At 59.4% G+C, this 22,290-nt stretch carries 18 protein-coding genes and 1 riboswitch; of the genes, 11 read left to right on the forward strand and 7 right to left on the reverse strand.

Going from position 1 to position 22,290, the window contains the following annotated elements:
* Positions 1–139 precede the first annotated feature (139 nt).
* Positions 140–1,693: a sensor domain-containing diguanylate cyclase gene (locus tag GWQ31_RS01575; protein WP_099994736.1), complete on the forward strand. Its 1,554-nt coding sequence runs from the start codon at positions 140–142 to the stop codon at positions 1,691–1,693.
* Positions 1,694–1,726: 33 nt separating this feature from the next.
* The gene (rssA, locus tag GWQ31_RS01580) at positions 1,727–2,593 is read left to right on the forward strand and encodes a patatin-like phospholipase RssA (protein WP_011898481.1); all 867 of its coding nucleotides are present in this window, start codon (positions 1,727–1,729) and stop codon (positions 2,591–2,593) included.
* Positions 2,594–2,671: 78 nt separating this feature from the next.
* Here the strand turns inward: rssA and GWQ31_RS01585 are convergent, their stop codons facing one another.
* Together GWQ31_RS01585 and GWQ31_RS01590 are read right to left on the reverse strand one after the other, a co-directional pair.
* The gene (locus GWQ31_RS01585; protein WP_275908486.1) at positions 2,672–4,033 is read right to left on the reverse strand and encodes a sodium-dependent transporter; all 1,362 of its coding nucleotides are present in this window, start codon (positions 4,031–4,033) and stop codon (positions 2,672–2,674) included.
* A 204-nt stretch (positions 4,034–4,237) separates the two neighbouring features.
* Entirely contained in the window at positions 4,238–4,504 is a 267-nt protein-coding gene (locus GWQ31_RS01590) for a helix-turn-helix transcriptional regulator (RefSeq protein WP_005298604.1), read from the reverse strand.
* A 259-nt stretch (positions 4,505–4,763) separates the two neighbouring features.
* Between GWQ31_RS01590 and GWQ31_RS01595 the strand changes: the two genes are divergently transcribed.
* The 4 genes from GWQ31_RS01595 (at position 4,764) to GWQ31_RS01610 (ending at position 9,388) form a co-directional block, all read left to right on the forward strand.
* Positions 4,764–5,360: a hypothetical protein gene (locus GWQ31_RS01595; protein WP_275908487.1), complete on the forward strand. Its 597-nt coding sequence runs from the start codon at positions 4,764–4,766 to the stop codon at positions 5,358–5,360.
* A gap of 308 nt (positions 5,361–5,668) precedes the next feature.
* A complete protein-coding gene (gene ompAI / locus GWQ31_RS01600; RefSeq protein ID WP_059111567.1) occupies positions 5,669–6,688 on the forward strand; it encodes a porin OmpAI in 1,020 nt (339 codons plus the stop codon).
* Between the two features lie 430 nt (positions 6,689–7,118).
* Positions 7,119–8,120: a porin OmpAII gene (gene ompAII, locus GWQ31_RS01605; RefSeq protein ID WP_021138807.1), complete on the forward strand. Its 1,002-nt coding sequence runs from the start codon at positions 7,119–7,121 to the stop codon at positions 8,118–8,120.
* A 209-nt stretch (positions 8,121–8,329) separates the two neighbouring features.
* A complete protein-coding gene (locus GWQ31_RS01610) occupies positions 8,330–9,388 on the forward strand; it encodes an OmpA family protein (protein WP_111587441.1) in 1,059 nt (352 codons plus the stop codon).
* A gap of 84 nt (positions 9,389–9,472) precedes the next feature.
* Here GWQ31_RS01610 and GWQ31_RS01615 read toward each other — a convergent pair whose 3' ends face one another.
* Both GWQ31_RS01615 and GWQ31_RS01620 read right to left on the reverse strand, forming a co-directional pair.
* Positions 9,473–11,167, reverse strand: a complete 1,695-nt coding sequence (locus GWQ31_RS01615; RefSeq protein WP_058393415.1) for an NAD-dependent malic enzyme — start codon at positions 11,165–11,167, stop codon at positions 9,473–9,475.
* 68 nt (positions 11,168–11,235) lie between these two features.
* Positions 11,236–12,093: an AraC family transcriptional regulator gene (locus tag GWQ31_RS01620; protein ID WP_265452925.1), complete on the reverse strand. Its 858-nt coding sequence runs from the start codon at positions 12,091–12,093 to the stop codon at positions 11,236–11,238.
* A gap of 120 nt (positions 12,094–12,213) precedes the next feature.
* Between GWQ31_RS01620 and GWQ31_RS01625 the strand changes: the two genes are divergently transcribed.
* Complete coding sequence (locus GWQ31_RS01625; protein ID WP_265452924.1) at positions 12,214–13,593, forward strand: MATE family efflux transporter; 1,380 nt, start codon at positions 12,214–12,216, stop codon at positions 13,591–13,593.
* A gap of 144 nt (positions 13,594–13,737) precedes the next feature.
* The gene (locus tag GWQ31_RS01630; protein ID WP_005316818.1) at positions 13,738–13,986 is read left to right on the forward strand and encodes a YciN family protein; all 249 of its coding nucleotides are present in this window, start codon (positions 13,738–13,740) and stop codon (positions 13,984–13,986) included.
* 30 nt (positions 13,987–14,016) lie between these two features.
* On the opposite strand, the gene GWQ31_RS01635 is transcribed toward GWQ31_RS01630, so the two are convergent.
* Positions 14,017–15,156 (reverse strand): GGDEF domain-containing protein, encoded by a 1,140-nt coding sequence (locus tag GWQ31_RS01635; protein ID WP_275908488.1) that lies wholly within the window; start codon positions 15,154–15,156, stop codon positions 14,017–14,019.
* 247 nt (positions 15,157–15,403) lie between these two features.
* On the opposite strand from GWQ31_RS01635, the gene GWQ31_RS01640 reads away from it, so the two are divergent.
* Positions 15,404–16,801, forward strand: coding sequence for a nucleobase:cation symporter-2 family protein (locus GWQ31_RS01640; protein WP_275908489.1), 1,398 nt, complete (start codon positions 15,404–15,406; stop codon positions 16,799–16,801).
* 129 nt (positions 16,802–16,930) lie between these two features.
* Positions 16,931–17,632 (forward strand): protein ligase, encoded by a 702-nt coding sequence (locus GWQ31_RS01645; protein ID WP_265422649.1) that lies wholly within the window; start codon positions 16,931–16,933, stop codon positions 17,630–17,632.
* Positions 17,633–17,823: 191 nt separating this feature from the next.
* On the opposite strand, the gene GWQ31_RS01650 is transcribed toward GWQ31_RS01645, so the two are convergent.
* Entirely contained in the window at positions 17,824–19,200 is a 1,377-nt protein-coding gene (locus GWQ31_RS01650; RefSeq protein ID WP_099994005.1) for a sodium:alanine symporter family protein, read from the reverse strand.
* Between the two features lie 106 nt (positions 19,201–19,306).
* A riboswitch (glycine riboswitch) is annotated at positions 19,307–19,422 on the reverse strand.
* Positions 19,423–19,929: 507 nt separating this feature from the next.
* On the opposite strand from GWQ31_RS01650, the gene GWQ31_RS01655 reads away from it, so the two are divergent.
* Positions 19,930–21,081: a type III PLP-dependent enzyme gene (locus GWQ31_RS01655; RefSeq protein WP_021138798.1), complete on the forward strand. Its 1,152-nt coding sequence runs from the start codon at positions 19,930–19,932 to the stop codon at positions 21,079–21,081.
* 115 nt (positions 21,082–21,196) lie between these two features.
* Here the strand turns inward: GWQ31_RS01655 and GWQ31_RS01660 are convergent, their stop codons facing one another.
* Positions 21,197–22,165: a calcium/sodium antiporter gene (locus GWQ31_RS01660; RefSeq protein ID WP_275908490.1), complete on the reverse strand. Its 969-nt coding sequence runs from the start codon at positions 22,163–22,165 to the stop codon at positions 21,197–21,199.
* Between the last annotated feature and the right edge of the window lie 125 nt (positions 22,166–22,290).

Here is a 22,290-nt window from a genome sequence, read left to right on the forward strand (position 1 = left end):
ATGCCGTGACTATGTATAAATGTGACAAAACGTAACAGAAGCGGTGGAAGATCACCGAAATCGTCGCCACAGGAGACGTTCTTGATGGTTCTGCCCTAAACTGATGAACCGAACCAGTCCAGATCAGGCCAGGCCGCCTATGCCAGAGAAACGCATCCATATCGTCACACGCCGCCTGCAATGGCTGCTGGGCTCCCTCGTCATACTGCTGCTTGCCCTCACCCTCCATCAGACTCTGAAACAGGTCACCGAACTCAACGAGCGCGATACCCTCAACATCGCGGCCCGTTTGCGATCCCAATTCCAGCAGATGGAAACCGTGCTCGAGGCCATGCGTGGCCAGGCCGAGGAGCGGCTGCGCAGCAATCCGCAATCGGCGCTGACTCGCCAGCTTTATCAAGCCCTGCACACAGATCCTGAGCAGGGATTCTCACTGGACAAGGTTCCCGCCAACCTGCCCGCCGGGCTCAGCGGCAATCTGACCGGGCTGGGCCGACTGCCTGCCCCTGGCAGCGAGCGAGAAGCCAGACTGCATCTGGCGCTCAGTCTGTCACCCCTGCTCTCCACCGCCAGCAAGCTGCTGGGGGACAAAGTCGCCTGGGTCTATTTCACCGGGGTAGATGACTTTATCTATCTCTACCCCTGGATCCCCTCAAGCGAGTTTCGCTTTCATCGCGCCATCTATCTGAAATCTTACTGGCAGGATGCCCTGAAACAGCAAAACCCCAGCCAGCGCGCCATCGTATCGCGCCCCTACGAAGATTTTGCCGGTATGGGGCAGATGATTTCTCTGTCACAACCCATAGTGAAGGATCAAACGCTGGTGGGGGTCATCAGCATAGATGTGCTGCTCACGCGACTCGATCGGCTGCTGCATGAATCCACCCCCGCCATTGGCAGCCTGTTTTTGGTCAACCAATACCAGCAGATCCTGGCCAGCAGCGCGCAGGGGGCTGACTTTGTCCCAAAGTTCCAGACTGACAGGCATGGTTACCAGTGGCGGCAAGGAGCCCTCCAACTGGTCCAGACTATTCCTGATACGCAACTCACCCTGATCCACCGTATCTCGCTGACCGCACTCACCCAGGCCCTGTTCTGGCATTCACTCCCTTCCCTGATCACCATCCTCTTCATGATGTGGGCGGCGCTCTCCAGCCTCAAGGCCCGTCGTCTGAACCGGCAGCTCGACTATTTATCCAGTCACGATGCCCTGACCGGCACCTACAATCGCCACTATTTCGATGAATTCGAGCGCCTTCATCTGCGAGCCAAAGCCCGTGAAGTCGGAGTGGTCATGTTCGATTGCGATCACTTCAAACAGGTCAACGACCGCTTCGGTCACGAGGTTGGCGATCAGGTGCTGATCCGGCTGGTCACACTCTGCCAGCCGCTGCTGAAGAAAGAGGATGCCCTGATCCGCTGGGGTGGCGAGGAATTTCTGCTGCTCGCCAGAGGGAGCGAGCCCCTCGAACAACTGGCCGAGCGGCTGCGCCTGCAAATAGCAGAACATCCATGGGAGGAGATAGCGCCAGATCTTGCGGTCACCATCAGTCTGGGCTATCACCATTGCCGTGCCGGGACTCCACTGAAGGAGGCTATCCACCGGGCGGATCTCGCCCTCTATCAAGCCAAAGCCAATGGACGCAATCGAAGCGAAGGCTGGCAGGATGACGGCGCCAAAAACACGGGGTAAGCTGGGAGCCTCACTCACCTCAGGAGAGACAAAGTGTCACGAAAACCCCGCGTGGGATTGGCTCTGGGCAGTGGTGCTGCCCGAGGATGGGCCCATATCGGCATCATACGGGCGCTGGAGCGCCTGGGCGTCAAACCGGATCTGGTGGCAGGTTGCTCCATCGGCAGCTTTGTCGGTGCCGCCTATGCTGCTGGCGAGCTGGACAAGCTGGAGTCCTGGGTGCGCGGCTTCAGCCGGTTGCAGGTGGTCAGCCTGCTCGACCCCGCCCTCTCCGGCGGGCTGTTTCGCGGGGAAAAGGTATTTGGCATCGCCGCCAATCACCTGGGCGACCCCGTCATCGAGAGCCTGCCCCTTCCTTTCGCCTGCGTTGCCACCGAGCTTGATACCGGCCGCGAGATCTGGTTGAAAGAGGGGCCGCTGCGCCAGTGTGTGCGCGCCTCCTGCGGCATGCCTGGCATACTCACCCCCACCCTGGTCGAGGATCGCTGGCTGGTAGATGGCGCCGTGGTCAACCCCGTGCCCATTTCGCTGGCCCGCGCCATGGGTGCCGAGGTGGTGATCGCCGTCAACCTCAACGCCGACATGCACCAGCCCTGGACAGATGAACCGGACGAGCCCGTCACCGGCAACCGCTTCAGTCAGTGGCTGAACCGGGGTGATGGCCCCAATACCCCTGGGATGTGGAGCGTAATGACGGGTTCCATCAACATAATGCAGGAACGCATCACCCGCGCCCGTATGGCGGGGGATCCTCCCGAAATCCAGCTCTGCCCGCGCCTTGGCAGCTTCTCCATCATGGACTTCCACCGGGCCTCCGATGCCATCAACGAAGGGGAAGCCTGTGTCGAACGCAACATGGAGCAACTCAAGGATGAGCTTTCCCGCCTCGGCTTGATTTGACGCCAGGTGCCAACCTGACGAGCCCATAAAAAAGAGCGCCAGCGGCGCTCTTTTTGCTTTCTTGCGGCGGGCAAGCCATCAGAACAGCCCCAGCCCCTTTAACATCACGATCAGGATCAGCAGCGGTGACACATAACGGATGATGAAAAACAGCGGCTTGAGGATGGCCAGCTCCAGTTCGCCGTCGTTGATCAACGCCGCCTTCATCCGCTCGAAACCCCATACCCAGCCCACGAACAGGCAGAGGAAGATACCGCCAAGGGGCATCAACACATTGGATGAGACGAAGTCGAACAGATCGAAGAAGGTCTTGCCGGCGATCTGCACCTCTGCCAGTGAGCTGTTGGAGAGCGCGCAGGTCGACCCGACGGCCCCCAGCACCAGCAAGTTGAGCAGGGTCGCCTTGGGACGGCTCATGTGAAAACGCTCGGACACCACAGACACAGGGACTTCCAGAATGGAGAGCATGGCGCCGGTGGCCGCAATGGCGGAAAGCACGAAGAACAGCACCATGAACAGGTGACCGAAGGGTATGCTGGCGAACACGGCTGGAATCGTGATGAACAGCAGGGAGGGACCCGCCGTTGGCTCGAAGCCGAACGCAAACACAGCCGGGAAGATGGCGATCCCCGCCAGCATGGAGACGAACAGATCGGCGCACATCACCCGGAAGGTAGTCAGCGGTATATTCTGATCATCCCGAAAATAGCTGCCATAGGTCATCATGCAGCCCATGCCGATGGAGAGCTTGAAAAACGCCAGCCCCATGGCGGTCAGCACCACACCGGCGGTGATCTTGGAAAAGTCCGGCGAGAACAGAAAATGCAGCCCCTGACTCGCCCCTGGCAGGGTCAGACTGCGAATGCCGATCACCAGCAGCAGGATGAAGAGCACCGGCATCAGCTTCTTGGTAACAGCCTCGATCCCTCTGGAGACCCCCATCAGCAGTATGCCCCCCATCAGCGCCAGTACCAGCCACTGCCAGAGCAGACTCTGTAGCGGATTGGTGATAAGCGCATTGAAGGCTGCCCCCGTGACCGCAGGATCGGTTGACAGTATCTCGCCGCTGGCCGCCTTGAAGATATAGGCAAACACCCAGGCCGCGACCTCGGAATAGAAAGACATGATGAGGAAGGCCGCAACCACCCCCATCAGGGCAATCAGCCACCAGGGCTGGCCCTTGGGTGCCAGCTTGCTCAAGGTCGTCACCGCATCGGCTTTGCCCTTGCGGCCCAGCATGATCTCGGAAATCATCACCGGCAGACCCACCAGCAGGGTGGCAATGACATAAACCAGCAGGAAGCTGGCGCCACCGTTTTCACCGGTCAGGTAGGGAAATTTCCAGATATTGCCTAGCCCGACGGCAGAGCCCAAAGTGGCAGCAAGGACACCGAATTTGCTGGTAAAGCCATCTCTGGCCTTGGGAAGGATTTGACTCATGCTTGTCTCACTGTGCGCATCATGCAAGGGATACCCCTAATTTCAGGGTCAGAATTTTCTGAGGATTAATCCGGCTTGCCAAGATATTTTCGTTAAAATCCCGGACGAGAGCACAATTAGCCAAATTTAATTAATTGATGTCATTATTTGATGGATAAAAAAATGCCGCCTCAATGGCGGCATTTTTGTCAAAGCCCACTTAAATCAAGCCTTGGCAATATCGTCCGGACCGATCTGGCCGATTTCGGCGACTTTTTTGTCAGCCAGCAGCCAGAGGGTGAACTTGTGCAGTTCCGGGTGATGAGCCAGTGCCACCAGGAAGGCGCCACCTACTTCACGATAACCCAGTTCATAGTTCTTCAGGGTGGTGGGGGGAACGCCCAGCAGATCGGCAAATTTAGGACGGCTCAAACCGACCGCTTCACGGATCTGACGGATCTTCTTGCCAACAGTTACGATATTTGAATTCATATTGTTCCATACTCCGTACGGCGGATTGACTCCACCTTTATTTTTCGCGACGACTCGTAGTCAAGTGTATCAGTTTTGAACGGACTCGTTATGGTCGAGCCTCTATCTTTAATCAGCGTCTTTCGACGACAACCCTTGTAAACCTCGGGGATGGTAATCGCTCAACCGCCTCAGGTAAACAGTCTCGAAAAGAAACCTTTATTGTTGCCGCCAGAATAACTCGTATAATCCGCCAGCTATCCCTAAAGAGTAAGAACTCATGGCGCTTCCCGGCATAATCTCCTGTTTACATCCAGTTTCAGATCCTGAAGCTCTCACCCGCCAGTTGATGCAAGGCCAGCAGACACGCGCCGAAGCGTTCTGGTTACCCGCCAGCATGCATGAACAGGCGGCAGCGGTTTTGACTGCGCTCGATGACAAATGCAGTCTGTTTCTTGAGCAGCCCGTTTCGGACCTCCCCCTGCGCAGTCACGATGGCATGGTGCAAGAAGCGCACACTCTGCTGCTTGGCAACGGCAACCGCATCGCCCTTGCCAAGGTGCCGGGAGATGGAGGCCTGGTGCCAGCCTCCGGGCTCGCCGAAATGGGGCAATGGCTGGAATCGGGTCACCTGCACTTTCGCTGTTCAGCCGCGGTGCAGCCCGTAGCTCGGGCCATCCTCAATATCTGGCCTCTCGACCCCTATCTGGCTCGTCATTTCCTGCTCAGCTTTACCCCTTTACTGTGCAAAGCAACCGACGCCGACTATCTGGCGGTGTTCCAGGCGCGCGAATGTCCCGCCATGGCGCAATCTGACTGGGTTCAGTCCTATATGAAACTCGAAAAGAAGCTGCACAGAGCCTATTTGGATCACTAATTAATTTGGATAAACAGCCAGTTATCCACACGACACAATTTGCCATATGGGCTATTTGTGAGCTTGATCATGTTTTGAAATCGGCATAGAGTGCGCCTCGTCATCGGAATGACATTGGCTGTTCGTGAAGGGTTGATTGCATCCCATGTGATGCCAACCGCTCGCTTGTGCACCAGGAATGAGTGCCTCTCGGATGGAACCGGGATCCCTGCCCGCTTCAACACTGTTGTTCGGCAGAGCCTGCAGCTTACATAAATTAAAAAGTGCGAAGCACGTAACCAACGTGCCATCTCAACGAGGATTTTTTTATGATGAAAATGGCTCCTTCCCTGATCGCCATCGCCATGGCTGCCATGGGTGCAACTGCAGCTCACGCCGCTGATGATATCTACTTCGGTGCCGGTGCCGGTGCTGCTCACTTCAACGGTCTGAACAAGATCGAAGGCGTGAAAAATGGTGAAGAAAACGCTGCGGCGGCCAACGCCTTCGTAGGTTACAACTTCAACGAGTACTTCGGTTCCGAGCTGGGCTACCAGTACGCTGGCCGTGGTAACACCGATGGCAACCGTTACGAGAACCAGGGCGCTACCTTGTCCGGTATCGCTCGTCTGCCGCTGGGCGGCGACTTCTCTGCCTTCGCTGAAGGCGGCGCCTACTGGGCTCACACCGACGGCATGGGCACCAGCGATACCAAAGTATCCCCGCTGGCCGGCCTGGGCGTGACCTACCAGGTAAACGACGCGCTGGATCTGCAAGCTCGCTACCGCTACATGTGGGACGTGGCTGATCTGCACGCCGACAATGTACGCTACAAGTCCAACCAGAGCGTTGCGACCCTGGAAGCCGTATACCACCCGTTCCGCTCTTCCTACGTAGCCCCGGCCCCGGCCCCGGTTGTTGTTGAAGAAGCGCCGGCTCCGGCTCCGATTGTTGAGAAGAACTTTGCCCTGAACTCCGACGTGCTGTTTGCCTTTGGCAAAGACAGCCTGAAGGCCGAAGGCATCGAAGCACTCAACTCCCTGTACCAGCAGATCGTTGACTTCCAGCCGAAAGACGGCAGCGCCGTTGTTGTTGGTTACACCGACCGCATCGGTTCCGACGCTTACAACCAGAAGCTGTCTGAAGCCCGTGCCCGTACCGTTGCCAACTTCCTGGTCAGCAAGGGTATGGCTGCCAGCAAAGTTGCTGTTGAAGGTCGTGGCGAAGCCAACCCGGTCACCGGCAACAAGTGTGATGGCGTGAAAGCCAAAGCTCAGCTGATCTCCTGCCTGGCCCCGGACCGTCGCGTTGAAATCCGCGTATCCGGTGTACAAGTAGTTCAGCAATAATCTGACACCGTTCAGATAATGCGAAAAGGGGATGCCACGGCATCCCCTTTGTCTATCCACTTTCCGCAGCCTGATTAAGAACGCAGCAATTCGCGTCACCTTCTGTCAAACCGTTTCCCCCATCACATTGCCCGCCTGTTCGTGCAAGCCCGCACCAGCGCTGGATATCTGTACAGAAACTTGATCAACCCGAGTCAAAGGAATACAGTAACCCCGCTTGTAAGGCATTGGATGAACTATTAAAAGTGCTTCTTGCCCGGTTAGTTGTCCATGAAGCCAAGGCTTCATGAGTATCCAGGAACCATCCATTTTTTACTTCGTACCACCCGTGGTCAGCCACGGAGGTCGCCGCTGAAATGTCACTTGCGACCGGTATAACTGAAGAGTGCGCAGTACGCCCTAGCACGGCAAACTCAACGAGGATAAAACGATGAAAATGAAAATGGCACCCGCCCTGATTGCTCTGGCCATCGCGGCCATGGGAACTTCTACCGCTCAGGCAGCCGACGATTGGTACACAGGTATCGGTGCGGGTTGGGCTTATGGCCACGACCTGAACGACTTTGGCAAAGACGCCGACAAGGACGCCACTGCGCTCTCCCTGTTTGGTGGCTACAACTTCAATGATTACTACGCTGCCGAGCTGGGTTATCTCTATACCGGTAAAGCGGGTGTCGACGGTGTCGACTTCAAGACCCAGGGTGCCACCCTGTCCGGCCTTGCCCGTCTGCCCCTCGGCGACATCTTCTCCGTGTTTGCTGAAGGCGGTGCCTACTTCAACCACGTCAACGGCAACGGTAACAGCGACAACGGCACAGCGCCGCTGGCGGGTGTTGGTCTGACTGCCAAGCTTTCCGACCTCATCGACGTACAAGCCCGCTACCGCTACATGTGGAACCTGGGTGATGAGCAGAAGACCTGGGAAACCGACATGAGTGTGGCCACCCTGGAACTGGTGATGCACCCGAATCGCACCTCCTATGTGGCCCCTGTCGCTGCGCCAGCGCCCGAGCCGGTACCTGAGCCTGTCGTGGTCGACAAGAGCTTCTCCCTGAGCTCGGACGTGCTGTTTGCCTTTGGCAAATCCACTCTGAAGCCGGAAGGGGTTGCATCGCTGAACACCCTGTATCAGCAAATCGTCGACGTGCAGCCCAAAGATGGCAGCGCCGTTGTCGTCGGTTACACCGACCGCATCGGTTCTGATGGTTACAACCTGAAGCTGTCAGAAGCTCGTGCCCGTACTGTGGCGGACTTCCTGGTCGGCAAGGGTCTGCCAGCTGGCAAGGTATCCATCGATGGTCGTGGCAAGGCCGAGCCCGTCACCGGCACCCAATGTGACGGCATCAAGGCCAAGGCTCAGCTGATCGCCTGCCTGGCCCCGGATCGTCGTGTCGAAGTGCGCGTCACCGGCATTCAGGAAGTGACTCAGTAACAAGCCCTCAAGGCATATGAAGGAGGCCGTCCGGCCTCCTTTTTTATTGTTTTTTTACTGCATTCAGTCCCATCCCGGCGCCATTTCGTGATCCTCTCCCCATCCTTGCCGCCCAACATGGTCAAACACCCTTTATCGCCTATAAATAGTGGTGGTTGTACATAACAGGGCAGGAGCCCTACGACACCACGCATCGACGAGGATACGCGATGAACATAAAACTGAAACCTGTTTGGATTGCTTTGGCACTGGCGAGCACGGGGGCGCTGGCGGCACCGGTCAATGACTGGTACGTCGGGGCTGGTGGAGGCTGGGCCATCGCCCACGATCTGGGTGATTTTGGCAAGGATGCGAGCAAGGACGCCACAGCGCTCACCTTGTTTGGCGGCTACAACTTCACCGAAAATCTGGGGGCAGAGCTCGGCTATCTGTCGACCGGTGACTGGGATGTGCAAGGCACCGACTTCAGCAGCCAGGGGGCCACCCTGTCAGTGATAGGCAGGCTGCCACTGGGTGACGTCTTCTCAGTGTTTGCCGAGGGCGGCGGTTACCTTTACCACGTCAAATCCATCAACGGTGGTGATGACAACCTGGCTCCGCTGGCGGGCCTTGGGCTGACGGCCAAACTGCACGACTGGGTCGATATCCAGGCGCGCTACCGCTATCTGGTCCGGGTCGGTGATGACTCGGACAACGACAAGGTAGGCAGCGGCACCCAGCGCTGGGTGAGCAACATCAGTACCGCCACACTGGAGCTGGTGATCCATCCCAACCGCAGCAAGACGGTCGCACCAGCTCCCGCCCCCGTCCTGGTTCCACCACCGCCTCCCCCCGCCCCGGAACCTGTGGATCAGACCTTCAACCTGAGCTCGGATGTACTGTTCGCGTTCGGCAAGGCAGAGTTGAAACCGGAAGGGATGCAGGCACTGGATGCACTCTACCAGCAGATAGTGGATGTTCAGCCCAAGGATGGCAGTGCCCTTGTGATGGGTTACACGGATCGCATCGGCTCGGATATCAACAATCTGGCGCTGTCAGAAGCCCGAGCAAGCACTGTGGCCAACTTCCTGATCGGCAAAGGTTTGCCCGCCGACAAGGTGAGCATCCAGGGCAATGGCGAGAGCAATCCGGTCACCGGCAGCCAGTGTGATGCCATCAAGGCCAGAGCAGCCCTCATCGATTGCCTGGGGCCGGATCGCCGGGTCGAAGTCAGGGTGACAGGGGTGCAAGGCACTCCCGAAGCACCGGTGGCAGAAGCCGAGATGTAACAGGCCAGACTCGTCAGCCGTGCACAAAAAAGGGATGCCGAAGCATCCCTTTTGCATTTTCGCTTGTTGCACGCAGCGAGAGGGTCAGAAGGAGGTACGGCGATAGCGCCGGTACTCGGGTCGCCAGAAGTTCGCTTCGATGGCCTGATCGATCACCTCGTCCGGGGTCTGTACCGCCTTGCCCTGCAGCATGGCGGTTTTGGCCACCATCTTGGCGATGTAGCGGGAGACCTGATGGATGTCTGCCAGATCCGGCAGCAAGGAACCTTCAGCCCCCTTCACCAGCGGCGAGCACTCCGCCAGGGCGCGGCTGGCCGACATCAGCATGGCATCGGTCACGCGGGTGGCACCGGAGGCGATGACGCCAAGGCCTATCCCCGGGAAGATGAAGGAGTTGTTGCACTGGGCGATGACGTAACGCTTGCCCTTGTACTCCACGGGGGCGAACGGGCTGCCGGTGGCGACCAGCGCCTGACCGTCGGTCCAGCGAATGAGATCCGCCGGTGTCGCTTCCACCCGTGAGGTGGGGTTGGAGAGCGGGAATATGATGGGACGGGTGCAGTGCTTGTGCATCGTCTTGACCACCTCTTCGGTGAACAGACCAGGCTGGCCGGAAACCCCGATCAGGATATCCGGGCGACCATGCTCCATCACCTCCAGCAGGGAGATGTTGTCCCCCACCGGCCAGTCAGCGATGCGATCCACCGGCTGGGAGAGGCGACGCTGGAAATCGAGCTGGTTGGGGATCTTGTCGGTAATGAGACCAAAACGATCCACCATGAAGACCCGGCCACGGGCCTGGGCGTCGGTCAGCCCTTCGGCCTTCATCTGCGCCACTATCTGCTCGGCGATGCCGCAACCTGCACTGCCCGCACCGAGGAAGGCGACCCGCTTCTCGGAGAGCTTGGCGCCGGAGGCCTTGCAGGCGGCGATCAGGCTGCCGAGCGTCACCGCGGCCGTGCCCTGAATATCGTCGTTGAAGCAGCAGAGCTCGTTCTTGTAACGGTTGAGCAGCGGCATGGCGTTGTTCTGGGCGAAGTCCTCGAACTGCAGCAGGATATCGGGCCAGCGACGCTTGACCGCCTGGATGAAGGCATCGACGAACTCGGCATACTCTTCCCCCGAGATGCGCGGATTGCGCCAGCCCATGTAGAAGGGGTCGCTGAGCAGTTGCTGGTTGTTGGTACCCACGTCCAGCACCACAGGCAGGCAGTAAGCAGGCGAGATGCCGCCACAGGCGGTGTAGAGCGACAGCTTGCCGATGGGAATGCCCATGCCGCCGATCCCCTGATCCCCCAGACCCAGGATCCGCTCGCCGTCGGTGACCACTATCACCTTGACGTTCTGCTTGGTGGCGTTTTGCAGCATGTCATCGATCCTGTCCTTGTCCGGATAGGAGATGAAGAGACCGCGGGCGCGGCGATAGATGTTGGAGAACTCCTCGCACGCCTTGCCCACGGTCGGGGTGTAGATGACGGGCAGCATCTCGGTCAGGTGGTTGTGCAACAGACGGTAAAAGAGCGTCTCGTTGGTGTCCTGGATATTGCGCAGATAGATGTGCTTGTCCAGATCGTTGCCAAACGCCATGAACTGGCGGTAGGCACGCTCGGCCTGCTCTTCGATGGTCTCGATATTCTGGGGCAGCAGCCCTTCCAGATTGAAGCTGCTGCGCTCCTCGCTGGTGAAGGCGCTGCCCTTGTTGAGCAGCGGTGTCTCCAGCAGGGCGGGACCGGCATAGGGGATGTAGAGGGGACGTTTCTGATTATTATCTTCAAACATGTTTCTGGTACCTAAACGATGGCCTGGACGAAGGAACCTGCCGATCCTATGAGCTTGCGCCACGAATTTCAAAGAGTTTGCACATTCGTTGCAAAAGGTTTGCGACCCAGGCGACGAAAGGCACCAGGGGTCTGACCAGTCAACTGGCGAAAGCGGTTCGCAAAGTTGGCGCCATCGCTGTAACCGACCCGACTGGCCAGCTCGGCAAGGGGCCAGTTGGTGTAGAGCAGCAACTGGCGCGCCTTGTTCATTCGCAGTCGGGTAAGCCAGGCCATGGGCCCCATGCCGAACACCTGCTGGCAGAGGCGATGTAGATGGGGCACAGAGCAGGCCATCTGGCCAGCGAGCAAGGCCACGCTCCAGGGCTCGTCAAGGCGCGCCTCCACCCGGCGAAACAGCGCCTGCAACCTCAGCTCTGGGGTGCCGCGCACCTCCCCTTGCAGAGTCCGTTCCAACAGCGCCAACAACAGGCTGAGCAACTGGGGTTGCAGGGGTGAACGGACTCCCTCCCCCTGCATCAGACTGAGCAGATGGTAGAGCTGCTCCCCCTCATCCCCTTGCCAGATACGGTGACCAAGCCGGTGCAGGTGCTGCCAGCGCGGCACGTCATCGAGCAAAATCCAGCTGATCTGCCAGCGCTCCCCAATCAGCTTGAGGCCACCGGGCACGGCGGCGGGCAGGAAAATCAGCGACCCGGCCGGAATGGCTTGCTCCCCCGCGTCGGTGAGCAGGGCGCCTCCCTCGTCGTGGCTCACCATCAGGATATGGAACTCGGGCCGGTTGCGGCGAATGAGGTAGTGATCCCTGAGCCGGGAGAGACCGCTGAGGAAGATCCCCGCCTCACCGAGCAGGGGCAGCCCTTCGCGCCCCAGCATCCACTCCTCGCAACCGGGGGCAATTTCCAGACACTCGCTGACAAATGCCATAACGCCTCAACAAGATAGTTTTGCACAAGAAAGCCGAGAGATGCTCACAGTGAACCCTCTCTCACCAGCCTCTATCATACCTATGACAAACCTTGCTTTTCACATACCCGGTTAACATAAATGAATTATTGGCAAGCGATTTTAAAACAAACCACCGATCGCGACTTCATGGCCCGACTGTGGCGACTGGCCCTGCCAGTGTCACTGCAGTCCATGATGTTCTCCCTGCTGGGTCTCATCGACATCATGATGGTGAGCCAGCTTGGCACCACGGCAGTGGCGGCGGTCGGCTTGGGTAACCGGGTCTTCTTCTTCAATCTGCTGGTGATAGCGGGGCTCTCGGGGGGAGTCTCTGTATTGGCAGCCCAATATTACGGTCGCGGCGAGCTGGCCGGGGTGCGCCGCTCCCTGGCGCTGGCGCTGGTCGGTGCCCTGCTGGTGAGCCTGCCGTTCGCGCTCATCTATGTACTCGCGCCGGGCAGCGTACTGGGCTTTGCCAGCCAGGACACCGAGCTGCGCCTGCTGGCCGATGAGTTCCTGATGATCACTGGCGCCACCATACTCTGCACCGCCATCGTAGTGCCGCTAGAGGCGGCCCTGCGATCCGTGGGCAACGCGGCGGCGCCGACCCGTATCGGCATCATCGCCATCATTGCCAACGTCATCCTCAACTATGCCCTCATCTTCGGCCATTTTGGCTTCGAGGCCATGGGCGTGGCAGGCTCTGCCTGGGGCACCACGATTTCCCGCCTGCTGCAGACAGCACTGCTGCTCTTCTATCTGGTGCGCCAGGAGCCCCGCCTGATCCCGCGTAAAATCGACTGGCGGGCCGCCTTTCGGCGCAAGGAGGTGGTGCGTTTCACCCTGATCGCCCTGCCACTGCTGTTTCACGACGGGCTCTGGGCCTTCGGCATGCTGATCTACGGCTTTCTCTATGCTCATCTTGGCACGGATTCGCTCGCCATCATGACCACGCTGGGGACGCTGGAGAGCATCCTCATCTCCCTCTTCTTCGGGCTGGCGGTGGCCTGCTCCACCCTGCTCGGCCACCGGCTCGGGGCGGAAGAGTACGAAGCCGCCTGGCAGCACTCCCAGCTGTTCCTGCTGCTGGCCCCCATAGGTGCTCTGTTGGTGGGGATAGCTGTCTGGCTGCTGCAAACCAATCTGCTGCAATGGGTCGGCAACCTGCCTGGCACCCTGATGGGAGAAGCGAGTCAGGTGCTCGCCGTCATGTGTCTGGGCATGCTACTCAAGGTGTTCAACATGGTGGGCATCATAGGCGTGCTGCGCTCAGGCGGCGATGTGAACTACAGCATCTTCATCGACATCATCGCCATGTGGTGCATCGGCCTGCCGCTGGCCTGGGTGGCTGTCAGCCTGCTCGGCTGGCCCCTCTCCTGGGTGGTGGCCGTGGTGCTGCTGGAGGAGCTGTGCAAGGTGTTGCTGGTACTGCGCAGGATCCGCCAGCGTCACTGGCTCAGAAATCTGGTGCTGGGGTAAAGCGGGAAGGGGCAAAACACGGGGTCATATCAATGACAGAAAAACCCTGTTTGCAGTATGCTTTCCACCTCTTCAATCAGAGACAGGGCGCCACTGTGTGAAGTGGTGCAATGCCCTGTCCAGTAGTCGTTTAAGGAGACGAGCATGCAACCACAAAAAGAGCTGATCACCGAGACTGCCCTGCTGGAGATGGCCAACGGCATCATCAAGAGCCACGAAGACTTCATCCACGGCATGCGCGCCGATTCGGTGGAACAGAAAGGGGATATTCTGGTGTTCAAGGGGGAATTTTTCCTGGCCGAAGATGGCACTCCAACCGGCAAGACAATGGCGGTGTTCAACATGTTCAAGCTGCTTGCCCAGCAGCTCTCTGGCAAATATCAGCTGAGCTGAGATAACCAGGCTGCCAGCAAGATGCCGCCCTCAGGCGGCATCTGTCTTTGCGGGCGGGTTCAGACCAGGCTCACCCGCCAGCTCCCCGACCACGCAGTTGCGCCCCGCCATCTTGGCCATGTAGAGGCATTCGTCAGCCCGATTGAGCAGATCTTCAACGCTCTCGCCGCGCTGGGCCAGGGTCAGACCGATACTCACCGTTACCTCCAGCAGCTCATCCGAGGTGGGGCTCTTCACCAGTCGCGCCTCTACTGCCACCCGCAGCCGCTCCGCCACCCGCTTCGCCTGGGCCAGCTCGCCGCAACGGGGCAACAGGATGGCAAACTCCTCGCCACCATAGCGGCCCAGCACCATGCCGGGCTCCAGCTGTTCTGCCAGGGTCGCCGCAACCTCTTTCAGCACCGCATCCCCCGCCAGATGACCAAAGGTGTCATTGATGCGCTTGAACCTGTCCAGATCCAGCAGCATGACGGCGAAGGGGGAGTGCTTGTGATCCATGGTCACCCTGGCTTGGTCGAGCTGCTTCATCAGCAGGCGGCGGTTCATCATGCCGGTCAGTTCGTCCGTGGTGGACTCCCGGTAGAGCTGCAGCAGCATGTTGAGCTGACCACACTGCACCCAGGCGCTGGTCATGGCAAACAACCCCAGCAACCAGACCTGATTGAGGGTCTGCATGCTCCACAGCGGCTGCCCCACCAGCAGCCAGTTCCCCACCAGCGTGGTCACCATAATGCCCCCTGTCAGCTGCAAACTGAGGGAGAGCGGAATGGGGAAGATGGCAAACAGGCTGATGAGCAGATAGGGAAAGGCCATGTAGCCCGCTTGCAGCTCCTGATCCGCGCCAAAGCTGTGCAGGCAGATAAGGGCAAACAGCAGCATCACCGTCATCAGATAGCCCAGCGCCCACTTCATGCGCTCGCGCTGGAAATGGATGAGATAGGAGAAAGGAATGAGCGGAGAGAGGGCCAGCAGGCAGAAAATCCGGGCCTGAAGGAGCGCATCAAACTGGGCGGCAGGCAGGGTCAACCAGTCCACCAATGCCCAGGCGGGCAGCCCCACCATCAGTAAACAAGTGAGCAGACGCAGACGCACCGTCATAAAACCCATGCGGGTCAGGGTAAAATCTTCGGAGTGGGCACGGGCACTCCAGAACTCCGACAGCTTCAGCATCCAGAGCCTCCAAGTCACGAGAGAGGGCTCATTCTACGCCGTGAAAGTACAAAATCCTATGTAACAGACGCCATTTCAGGGCGAGCACCGTCACACAAACCGGCGGATCATAAACGCCATGCGCAAACGTTTCAACCCATGGAAAAATAAACCGGTTTCAGCCCGAATTAGCGCTGGTCAGTCTGATTTCAATCACTAAAATAGCGCCCAATTTTCTCCCCCCTCCCCCCACACATTCGAGGTATTTATGGAACAGGCTGCCGCCGCGCGCGCAACCCAAGAGGCCCATCCCCCCAGACGTGCCCATAGCGAACTGGTCTACGGCATAGACGATGTCCCGCCCCTGCCCCAGACCCTGTTCGCCGCCCTGCAGCATATGCTCGCCATGTTTGTCGCCATCATTACCCCGCCCCTCATCATCGCCAATGCCCTCGGCCTCCCTGCCGCCGACACCCGTTATATCGTTTCCATGTCGCTGGTCATGTCCGGCATCGCCTCCTTCATCCAGACCCGCCGCTTCGGCCCCATCGGTTCCGGCCTGCTCTCGGTACAGGGCACCAGCTTCAACTTCCTCGGCCCCATCATCGCCAGTGGCCTCGCCCTCAAACAGGCAGCCATGCCCACCGAGGATCTGCTGGGTACCCTGTTTGGCACCATGCTGGTGGCCGCCCTCACCATGGTGGTGATGAGCCGCTTCCTCCATCTGGTCAAGCGGGTGATCACCCCGCTGGTGACCGGCATAGTGGTGCTGCTGATCGGTCTGACCCTGATCAAGGTGGGGCTCATCAGCATGGGAGGCGGTTATGCCGCCCTCTCTGACGGCAGCTTCGCCAGCCACAGCAACCTCTTCCTCTCCCTGCTGGTGCTGGGTCTTATCGTGCTGCTGCAGCGCAGCCGCAACCCCTGGCTGCGCCTCTCCGCCATCATGATCGCCATGCTGGTGGGCTATGCGGCAGCACTGATGCTGGGCAAGGTCACGGCCCCCACCTTCGACGGTCCCCTGGTGATGGTGCCCATCCCCCTGCACTACGGCCTCGGCTTTGACTGGCAACTGTTTGTGCCGCTGGCCATCATCTTCGTGGTAACGGCGCTTGAAGCCATCGGCGATATGACGGCCACCTCGGACATTTCGGGTGAGCCTGTCAGTGGCCCTGTCTATCTGGAACGTATCAAGGGCGGGGTACTGGCCGATGGCTGCAACTCCATGCTGGCTGCCCTGTTTGCTACCTTTCCCATGTCTACCTTCAGCCAGAACAACGGCGTCATCCAGCTGACCGGGGTGGCCAGTCGCCATGTCGGCCTCTTCATCGCCGCCATGCTGGCCCTGCTCGGCCTGTTCCCGGCTGTCGCCAGTCTGGTGCAGCAGATCCCGGAACCCGTGCTGGGCGGTGCCACCATCGTCATGTTCGGCACCATAGCCGCCGCCGGGGTGCGCATCATCTCCCGTGAGGAGCTGGACAGGCGCGCCCTCATGATACTGGCGGTGTCGCTGGCCATGGGACTGGGTGTGGCTCAGGTGCCTGAAGTGCTGCAACATCTGCCTGAGCTGGCCAAAAGCGTGCTCTCCTATGGCGTCGCCACCGGTGGCCTCACCGCCATCATCATGAACCTGCTGCTACCCAAACGCGGCATGGCTCACCCATGAGTGGCCTTTCGCTGATAACGCTGCACATTGCCTGACCCAGGTAGATGATCCAGGCCCCGCACTGCGGGGCTTTACCTTGCCGCTTGCCGCAGGTAGTGTGCTGGGCAGCCTTTTTCCAAGGATGCCGTCATGCCCTATGCCCTGCTCCCTCCTCAAGCTGATGCCCACACTCCCGACCTGATACTGGCGCAAGAGCAACGCTGGCTGCGCGACTGTGCCCGTGACGGCCAAGCCCGAGCTCACCTCTGGCAGGCCCCCCAATGCCTGATAGTCACCCGCAAGGACACGCGACTCCCCCGCTATCAGGCCGCCTGCGAACAGCTCGCCCGCGAAGGCTGGCCAGTCCATGTGCGCGACAGCGGTGGCACCGCCGTGCCCCACGGCGCAGGCATCCTCAACCTGTCACTGCTGCTGCCCCGCACCACCACGGATCTTGGCCACTACTACCGGCTGCTGGGCGCCCCCCTGCTGACCCTGCTGGCCGACCATGGCCTGAGTGGCGGCTACGACTTTGTGCCCGGTTCCTTTTGCGATGGCCAGTACAATCTGGTGATCGGGGGTCGCAAGATAACCGGCACAGCCCAGCGCTGGCTGGCTCCGGGTCAGGATCACGGCGGCGCCGTGCTGGCACAGGCCATGCTGCTGGTGGCAGGAGATGTGGATGAGGGCACCCGGATGGCGAGTCGTTTCTATGAGCTCGCGGGCGGGGAGCTGCGTTTTATGGCCGGCACTTCGACGACCCTGGCCCGCTGCATTGCATGGCAGGGGAGCGATGAGGCGTTGGTGGAGAAGGTGCGAGGACGGCTGGAGACCCTGCTGACCAAGCAATAAACATCTCACTCACCAAGGCTGAGAACGACTAGGGCACCAAAAACAAAGCCACGACCTGGGTCGTGGCTTTGGCTTTTTCGGTACAGAAGAAATCAGGCCATCTGCGGCGCTGGTTCGGCTTCGTTGTCCTGGTCCCGGCTGAAGCAATGGACACGGGACTCGGCGATCAAGCCATTGTGCCCCACAGAAAGTCAGGCCGTCTGCGGCTCGGGCTCGGACTCCGTATCGCTGTCGCGGCCAAAGTAGGCGCGGGTTTCGGCGATCACCACGTGGCGCAGGCCGATGAGGCCGATGAGGTTGGGCACCGCCATCAGGCCGTTGACGATGTCGGCCAACAGCCAAATCATGTCCAGATGGAGGAAGGCGCCGCTCGCCACCAGCACCAGATAGATGAGGCGATAGGGCTTGATCGCCTTGACCCCGAACAGATACTCGGTGCAGCGCTCGCCGTAGTAATTCCAGCCGAGGATGGTGGTAAAGGCGAAGAACAGCAGGCCAATGCTCACCAGATACTGGCCGATATGGGCATCCAATCCTTGCGCAAAGGCGGCACTGGTCATGGCGGCGCCGCTCAAGTCGCCGCCCCACACACCTGTCACTACCAGGGTCAGACCTGTCATGGTGCAGATGATGATGGTGTCGATGAAAGTCCCCGTCATGGAGACCAGCCCCTGCTCCACGCAGGAGTTGGTCTTGGCCGCCGCCGCCGCTATGGGGGCCGAGCCCAGGCCTGATTCATTGGAGAAGACCCCCCGCGCCACACCGGACTGGATCGCCAGCATGATGCTGGCGCCGACGAAGCCGCCGGTGGCCGCATGGCCGGTAAAGGCGCTGCTTATCACCAGACCAATCGCCTCGGGCAAGGCCCCGGCGTTGTTCACCAACACACCAAGGCAGGCAACGATGTAAAAGATCGCCATGAAGGGTACCACCTTGCTCGACACGCTGGAGATGGACTTGATCCCTCCCAGTGTCACCAGCGCCACTGTCAGGGTCAGCACAACGGCGGTCGCTTCACGGGGCACCGAGAAGGAGAGACTCATGGCGTCTGAGATGGCGTTGACCTGGGGGAAGGTACCGATGCCGAAGAAGGCAACGCCAATGCCGAACAGGGCAAACAGCTTGGCGAGGAGTTTGGAGCCGAGCCCCTTTTCCAGGTAGTACATGGGGCCGCCCGCCATCTGGCCGTTGGCATCCTGCTGGCGATATTTCACTGCCAGCAGACACTCGGCGTACTTGGTCGCCATGCCGAACAGGGCCGCCATCCACATCCAGAACAGGGCCCCCGGGCCGCCCAGTTTGATGGCGGTAGCGACGCCGACTATGTTGCCTGTGCCAATGGTGGCGGAGAGTGCGGTACAGAGAGCGCCGAAGCTGGAGACGTCCCCCTGCTTGCCCTGACCCTGATCGCGACCAAACACCAGCCGCAAAGCGAGCGGCAAACGCACCACCTGAAGCAGACCCAGACGCAGGGTGAGATAGACACCGGTCCCGACCAGCAGGATCAGCAGGGGCGGACCCCAGATAAAACTATCGATGGCGGTTAACGCCGATTGAATTGATGACATGCATCCTCCTTAAAAAACAAAAATTAAGGAGGAGAAGGATGATCTTCCCAAATAGTCGCGATCACCAGAGGGTGATCGGATGCGGGCCAAGCCCAGGTACAACCATCCCATCCCCTCTGTCCTTTTGCCTGAGAGTTTCCGGCGCCAGCCTGCGCTTTCGTGCAGTCATGGTGCCTTGCTCCTTCGGCGCCCGATTCAACGGGTCTCTCCAGAGTATCGTCCAGTAGCAGTCCACACCGGTTGCCCGGTACCTGAAAGATTCACTTCTTCGGTGGATGGTCCCCCATCGCTCTCCTGCTACCTTCATCCGAACTAGTTTGGATTAGGAAGCGGGCATGTTAATCCAAAAAATGTGAGCTGTCTCGCACCCGGCCATCCTGGCCCCGGCTTTTTTTCCGTTCAGTCCATCTCCGGGATAAATGTTACTTGTTCGTTAACTATCAATAGCTTAACGCGCACTATGCTGGATCAATCTGATCAACATCATTGACCGGCTCGCGTATCAAGATGATCTTTCGTCTCGACCAGAAAAACTTGCTGACATATCCAATCAAAATGCTTGCACAGAAACGCAATAAGCCGATAATCCCGCGCATAACTAAGCACTTTGCGATGGAGTTATGCACAGTGTTTGGTTGGTCCCTCCGGACCACTCGCCTGAGCCGGCCGCTGCCGTCTCAACAAACCAAGGCTAGGGCAAATCTGCCCCCTAAGGACTTTCAAAAGAGAATGAACGAGACCCTGATCGCACAAGATTACCGTCAACTGGTTGAACAATTCGGCTCTCCCCTGCTGCTGCTCGACAAGGAAGCCGTTCGCAAACAGTATCGGGCCCTGGTTGCCGCCCTGCCCGATGTGCGATTGCACTATGCACTCAAGCCACTGCCCCATGAGGCTGTGGTCTCTGTATTGAAGGAAGAGGGGGCCTGTTTCGATCTCGCCACCAATGGCGAAGTGGATCTGGTGCGCAGCCAAGGGGTTCGCCCGGGACGCTGTATTCATACCCACCCCATCAAGCGCGACAGCGATATCCGCTATGCGCTGGAGTACGGCTGCACAGTGTTTGTCTATGACAATCCGCTGGAGCTGGAGAAGTTCATTCCCTACAAGGACGAAGTAAAGCTGCTGCTGCGGGTCAGCTTCCCGAACCCCGAGACCAAGGTCGACCTTTCCAAAAAGTTCGGCTGCACCCCGGAGCAGGCGCTGCCGCTGCTGCAACTGGCCCACGCCAAGGGGATCAAGGTGATGGGGCTGTCGTTCCACGTTGGCTCCCAGGTGCCCCACGCCCGTCGCCACGTACAGGCCATCGACGCCTGTCGCGAGATCATGGAGCAGGCCTGGGATCTGGGGCTCAAACCCTGGGTGCTGGATATCGGCGGAGGTTTCCCGGTGGATTATGATGGCGGCGAGTTCGACATCGACGGCTTCTGCGCCCCGATCCGCGAGGCGCTTGCCAAGCTCCCTGCCACAGTGCAGAAGATTGCCGAGCCGGGCCGCTTCATCAGTGCGCCAGCCATGACTTCAATCTCCAGCGTGATGGGCAAGGCCCACCGCGGCGACAAGATCTGGTACTACCTGGATGACGGCCTCTACGGCAGCTACAACGGTCAGCTCTATGATCACGTCACCTATCCGGTCTCGACCCCCTATGCCCGTGGCGAGCAGCACAACTCTGTGCTCTCCGGCCCGACCTGTGACAGCGTGGACGTGATCCGCGAGGGGATCATGCTGCCGGATCTGGCGATCGGCGAACTGGTGGTGGGCCGGGTCATGGGTGCCTACACCTGGGCGTCGGCCTCGACCTTCAACTTCTTCCCCAAGGCGAGCATCCTGATCCTGGACAGCGCCCTGCAAGGTCAGAAGCTGGTGGCAGCTGCCTGAGCCTGCACCAGAGGCAAACAACGGAAGCGGGCGCTTGTTGAGCCTGCGCCTGCCAAAAACAAGAGGGGGGAAGCCGATGCTTCCCCCCTCTCTCATTACGCTTTATCCAGGCTGGCTAGATAAATTGGCTGGTCAGCAACCAGCCGGTGTAAGCCACAAAGATGGCGAGCAGTATGGCCCCTTCCAACCGGTTGATCCGCCCCTGTCCCTTGCGACCCAGGCACATCACCAGCAGCAGCAGGGTCAGCCCCATCATGATGCTCCAGTCGCGGGAGAGCACTTCCGGCGCCACGTCGAGCGGGTGGATGCCCGCCGCAATCCCCACCACCGCCAGGGTATTGAACAGGTTGGAGCCGAGCACGTTGCCAAGGGCCAGGTCGTGCTCCTTCTTCTTGATGGCCATCAAGGAGGAGGCCAGCTCGGGCAAGGAGGTACCTATGGCGACTATGGTCAAACCAATCACCAGATCGCTGATGCCAAAAGCCTGGGCTATGGTGACGGCGCCCCACACCAGCAAACGGGAAGCCCCTACCAGCAGCACCAGTCCGACAATGAGCCAGAAGATGGCTTTCTTCAGCGGCATAGCCTCACTGTCGATATCTTCATTGACTTCGGCGTCAAGGGCGTCACCTTTACCGGTGATCCCGGCCCAGATGGACCAGCCCATCAGCACCACAAACACCAGCCCCAGGATCAAGGCATCGGTGCGCCCCAGATGGCCGTCAATCAGCAGGGCACCGGAGAGCAGGGTAATGCCGAGCAGGATCGGGATCTCCTTGCGCACCACCTGGGAAGAGACGGCGATGGGGCTGATGAGGGCGGTAAGCCCCAGGATCAAGGCGATATTGGTGATGTTGGAGCCATAGGCATTGCCCAGGGCCAGACCCGGATTACCCTGCATGGAGGCCAAGGCCGAGACCACCATTTCAGGGGCCGAAGTACCAAAGCCTATGATCACCATACCGATAAGCAACGGCGGCATGCCGGCATAACGGGCGGTCGCGGCAGCGCCGTCCACAAACTTGTCTGCACTCCAGACCAGCAGCGCCAGTCCGGCAATCAGGGCAACAACAGCCAGAGTCATAATTTCTCTATCTCATCAGATGAAAAAACAGGAGCCAGGTTTTGAACCTGACTCCCTTCCAAGTTGGGCACAGTGTAACGGTCCGACTTGCCTTTTCAAGGGGAAATCAAACGTCGATTGATGAT

The organism is Aeromonas sp. 2MA4 (assembly GCF_029237305.1).
In the GTDB taxonomy this organism is placed as follows: Bacteria; Pseudomonadota; Gammaproteobacteria; order Enterobacterales; family Aeromonadaceae; genus Aeromonas; species Aeromonas salmonicida.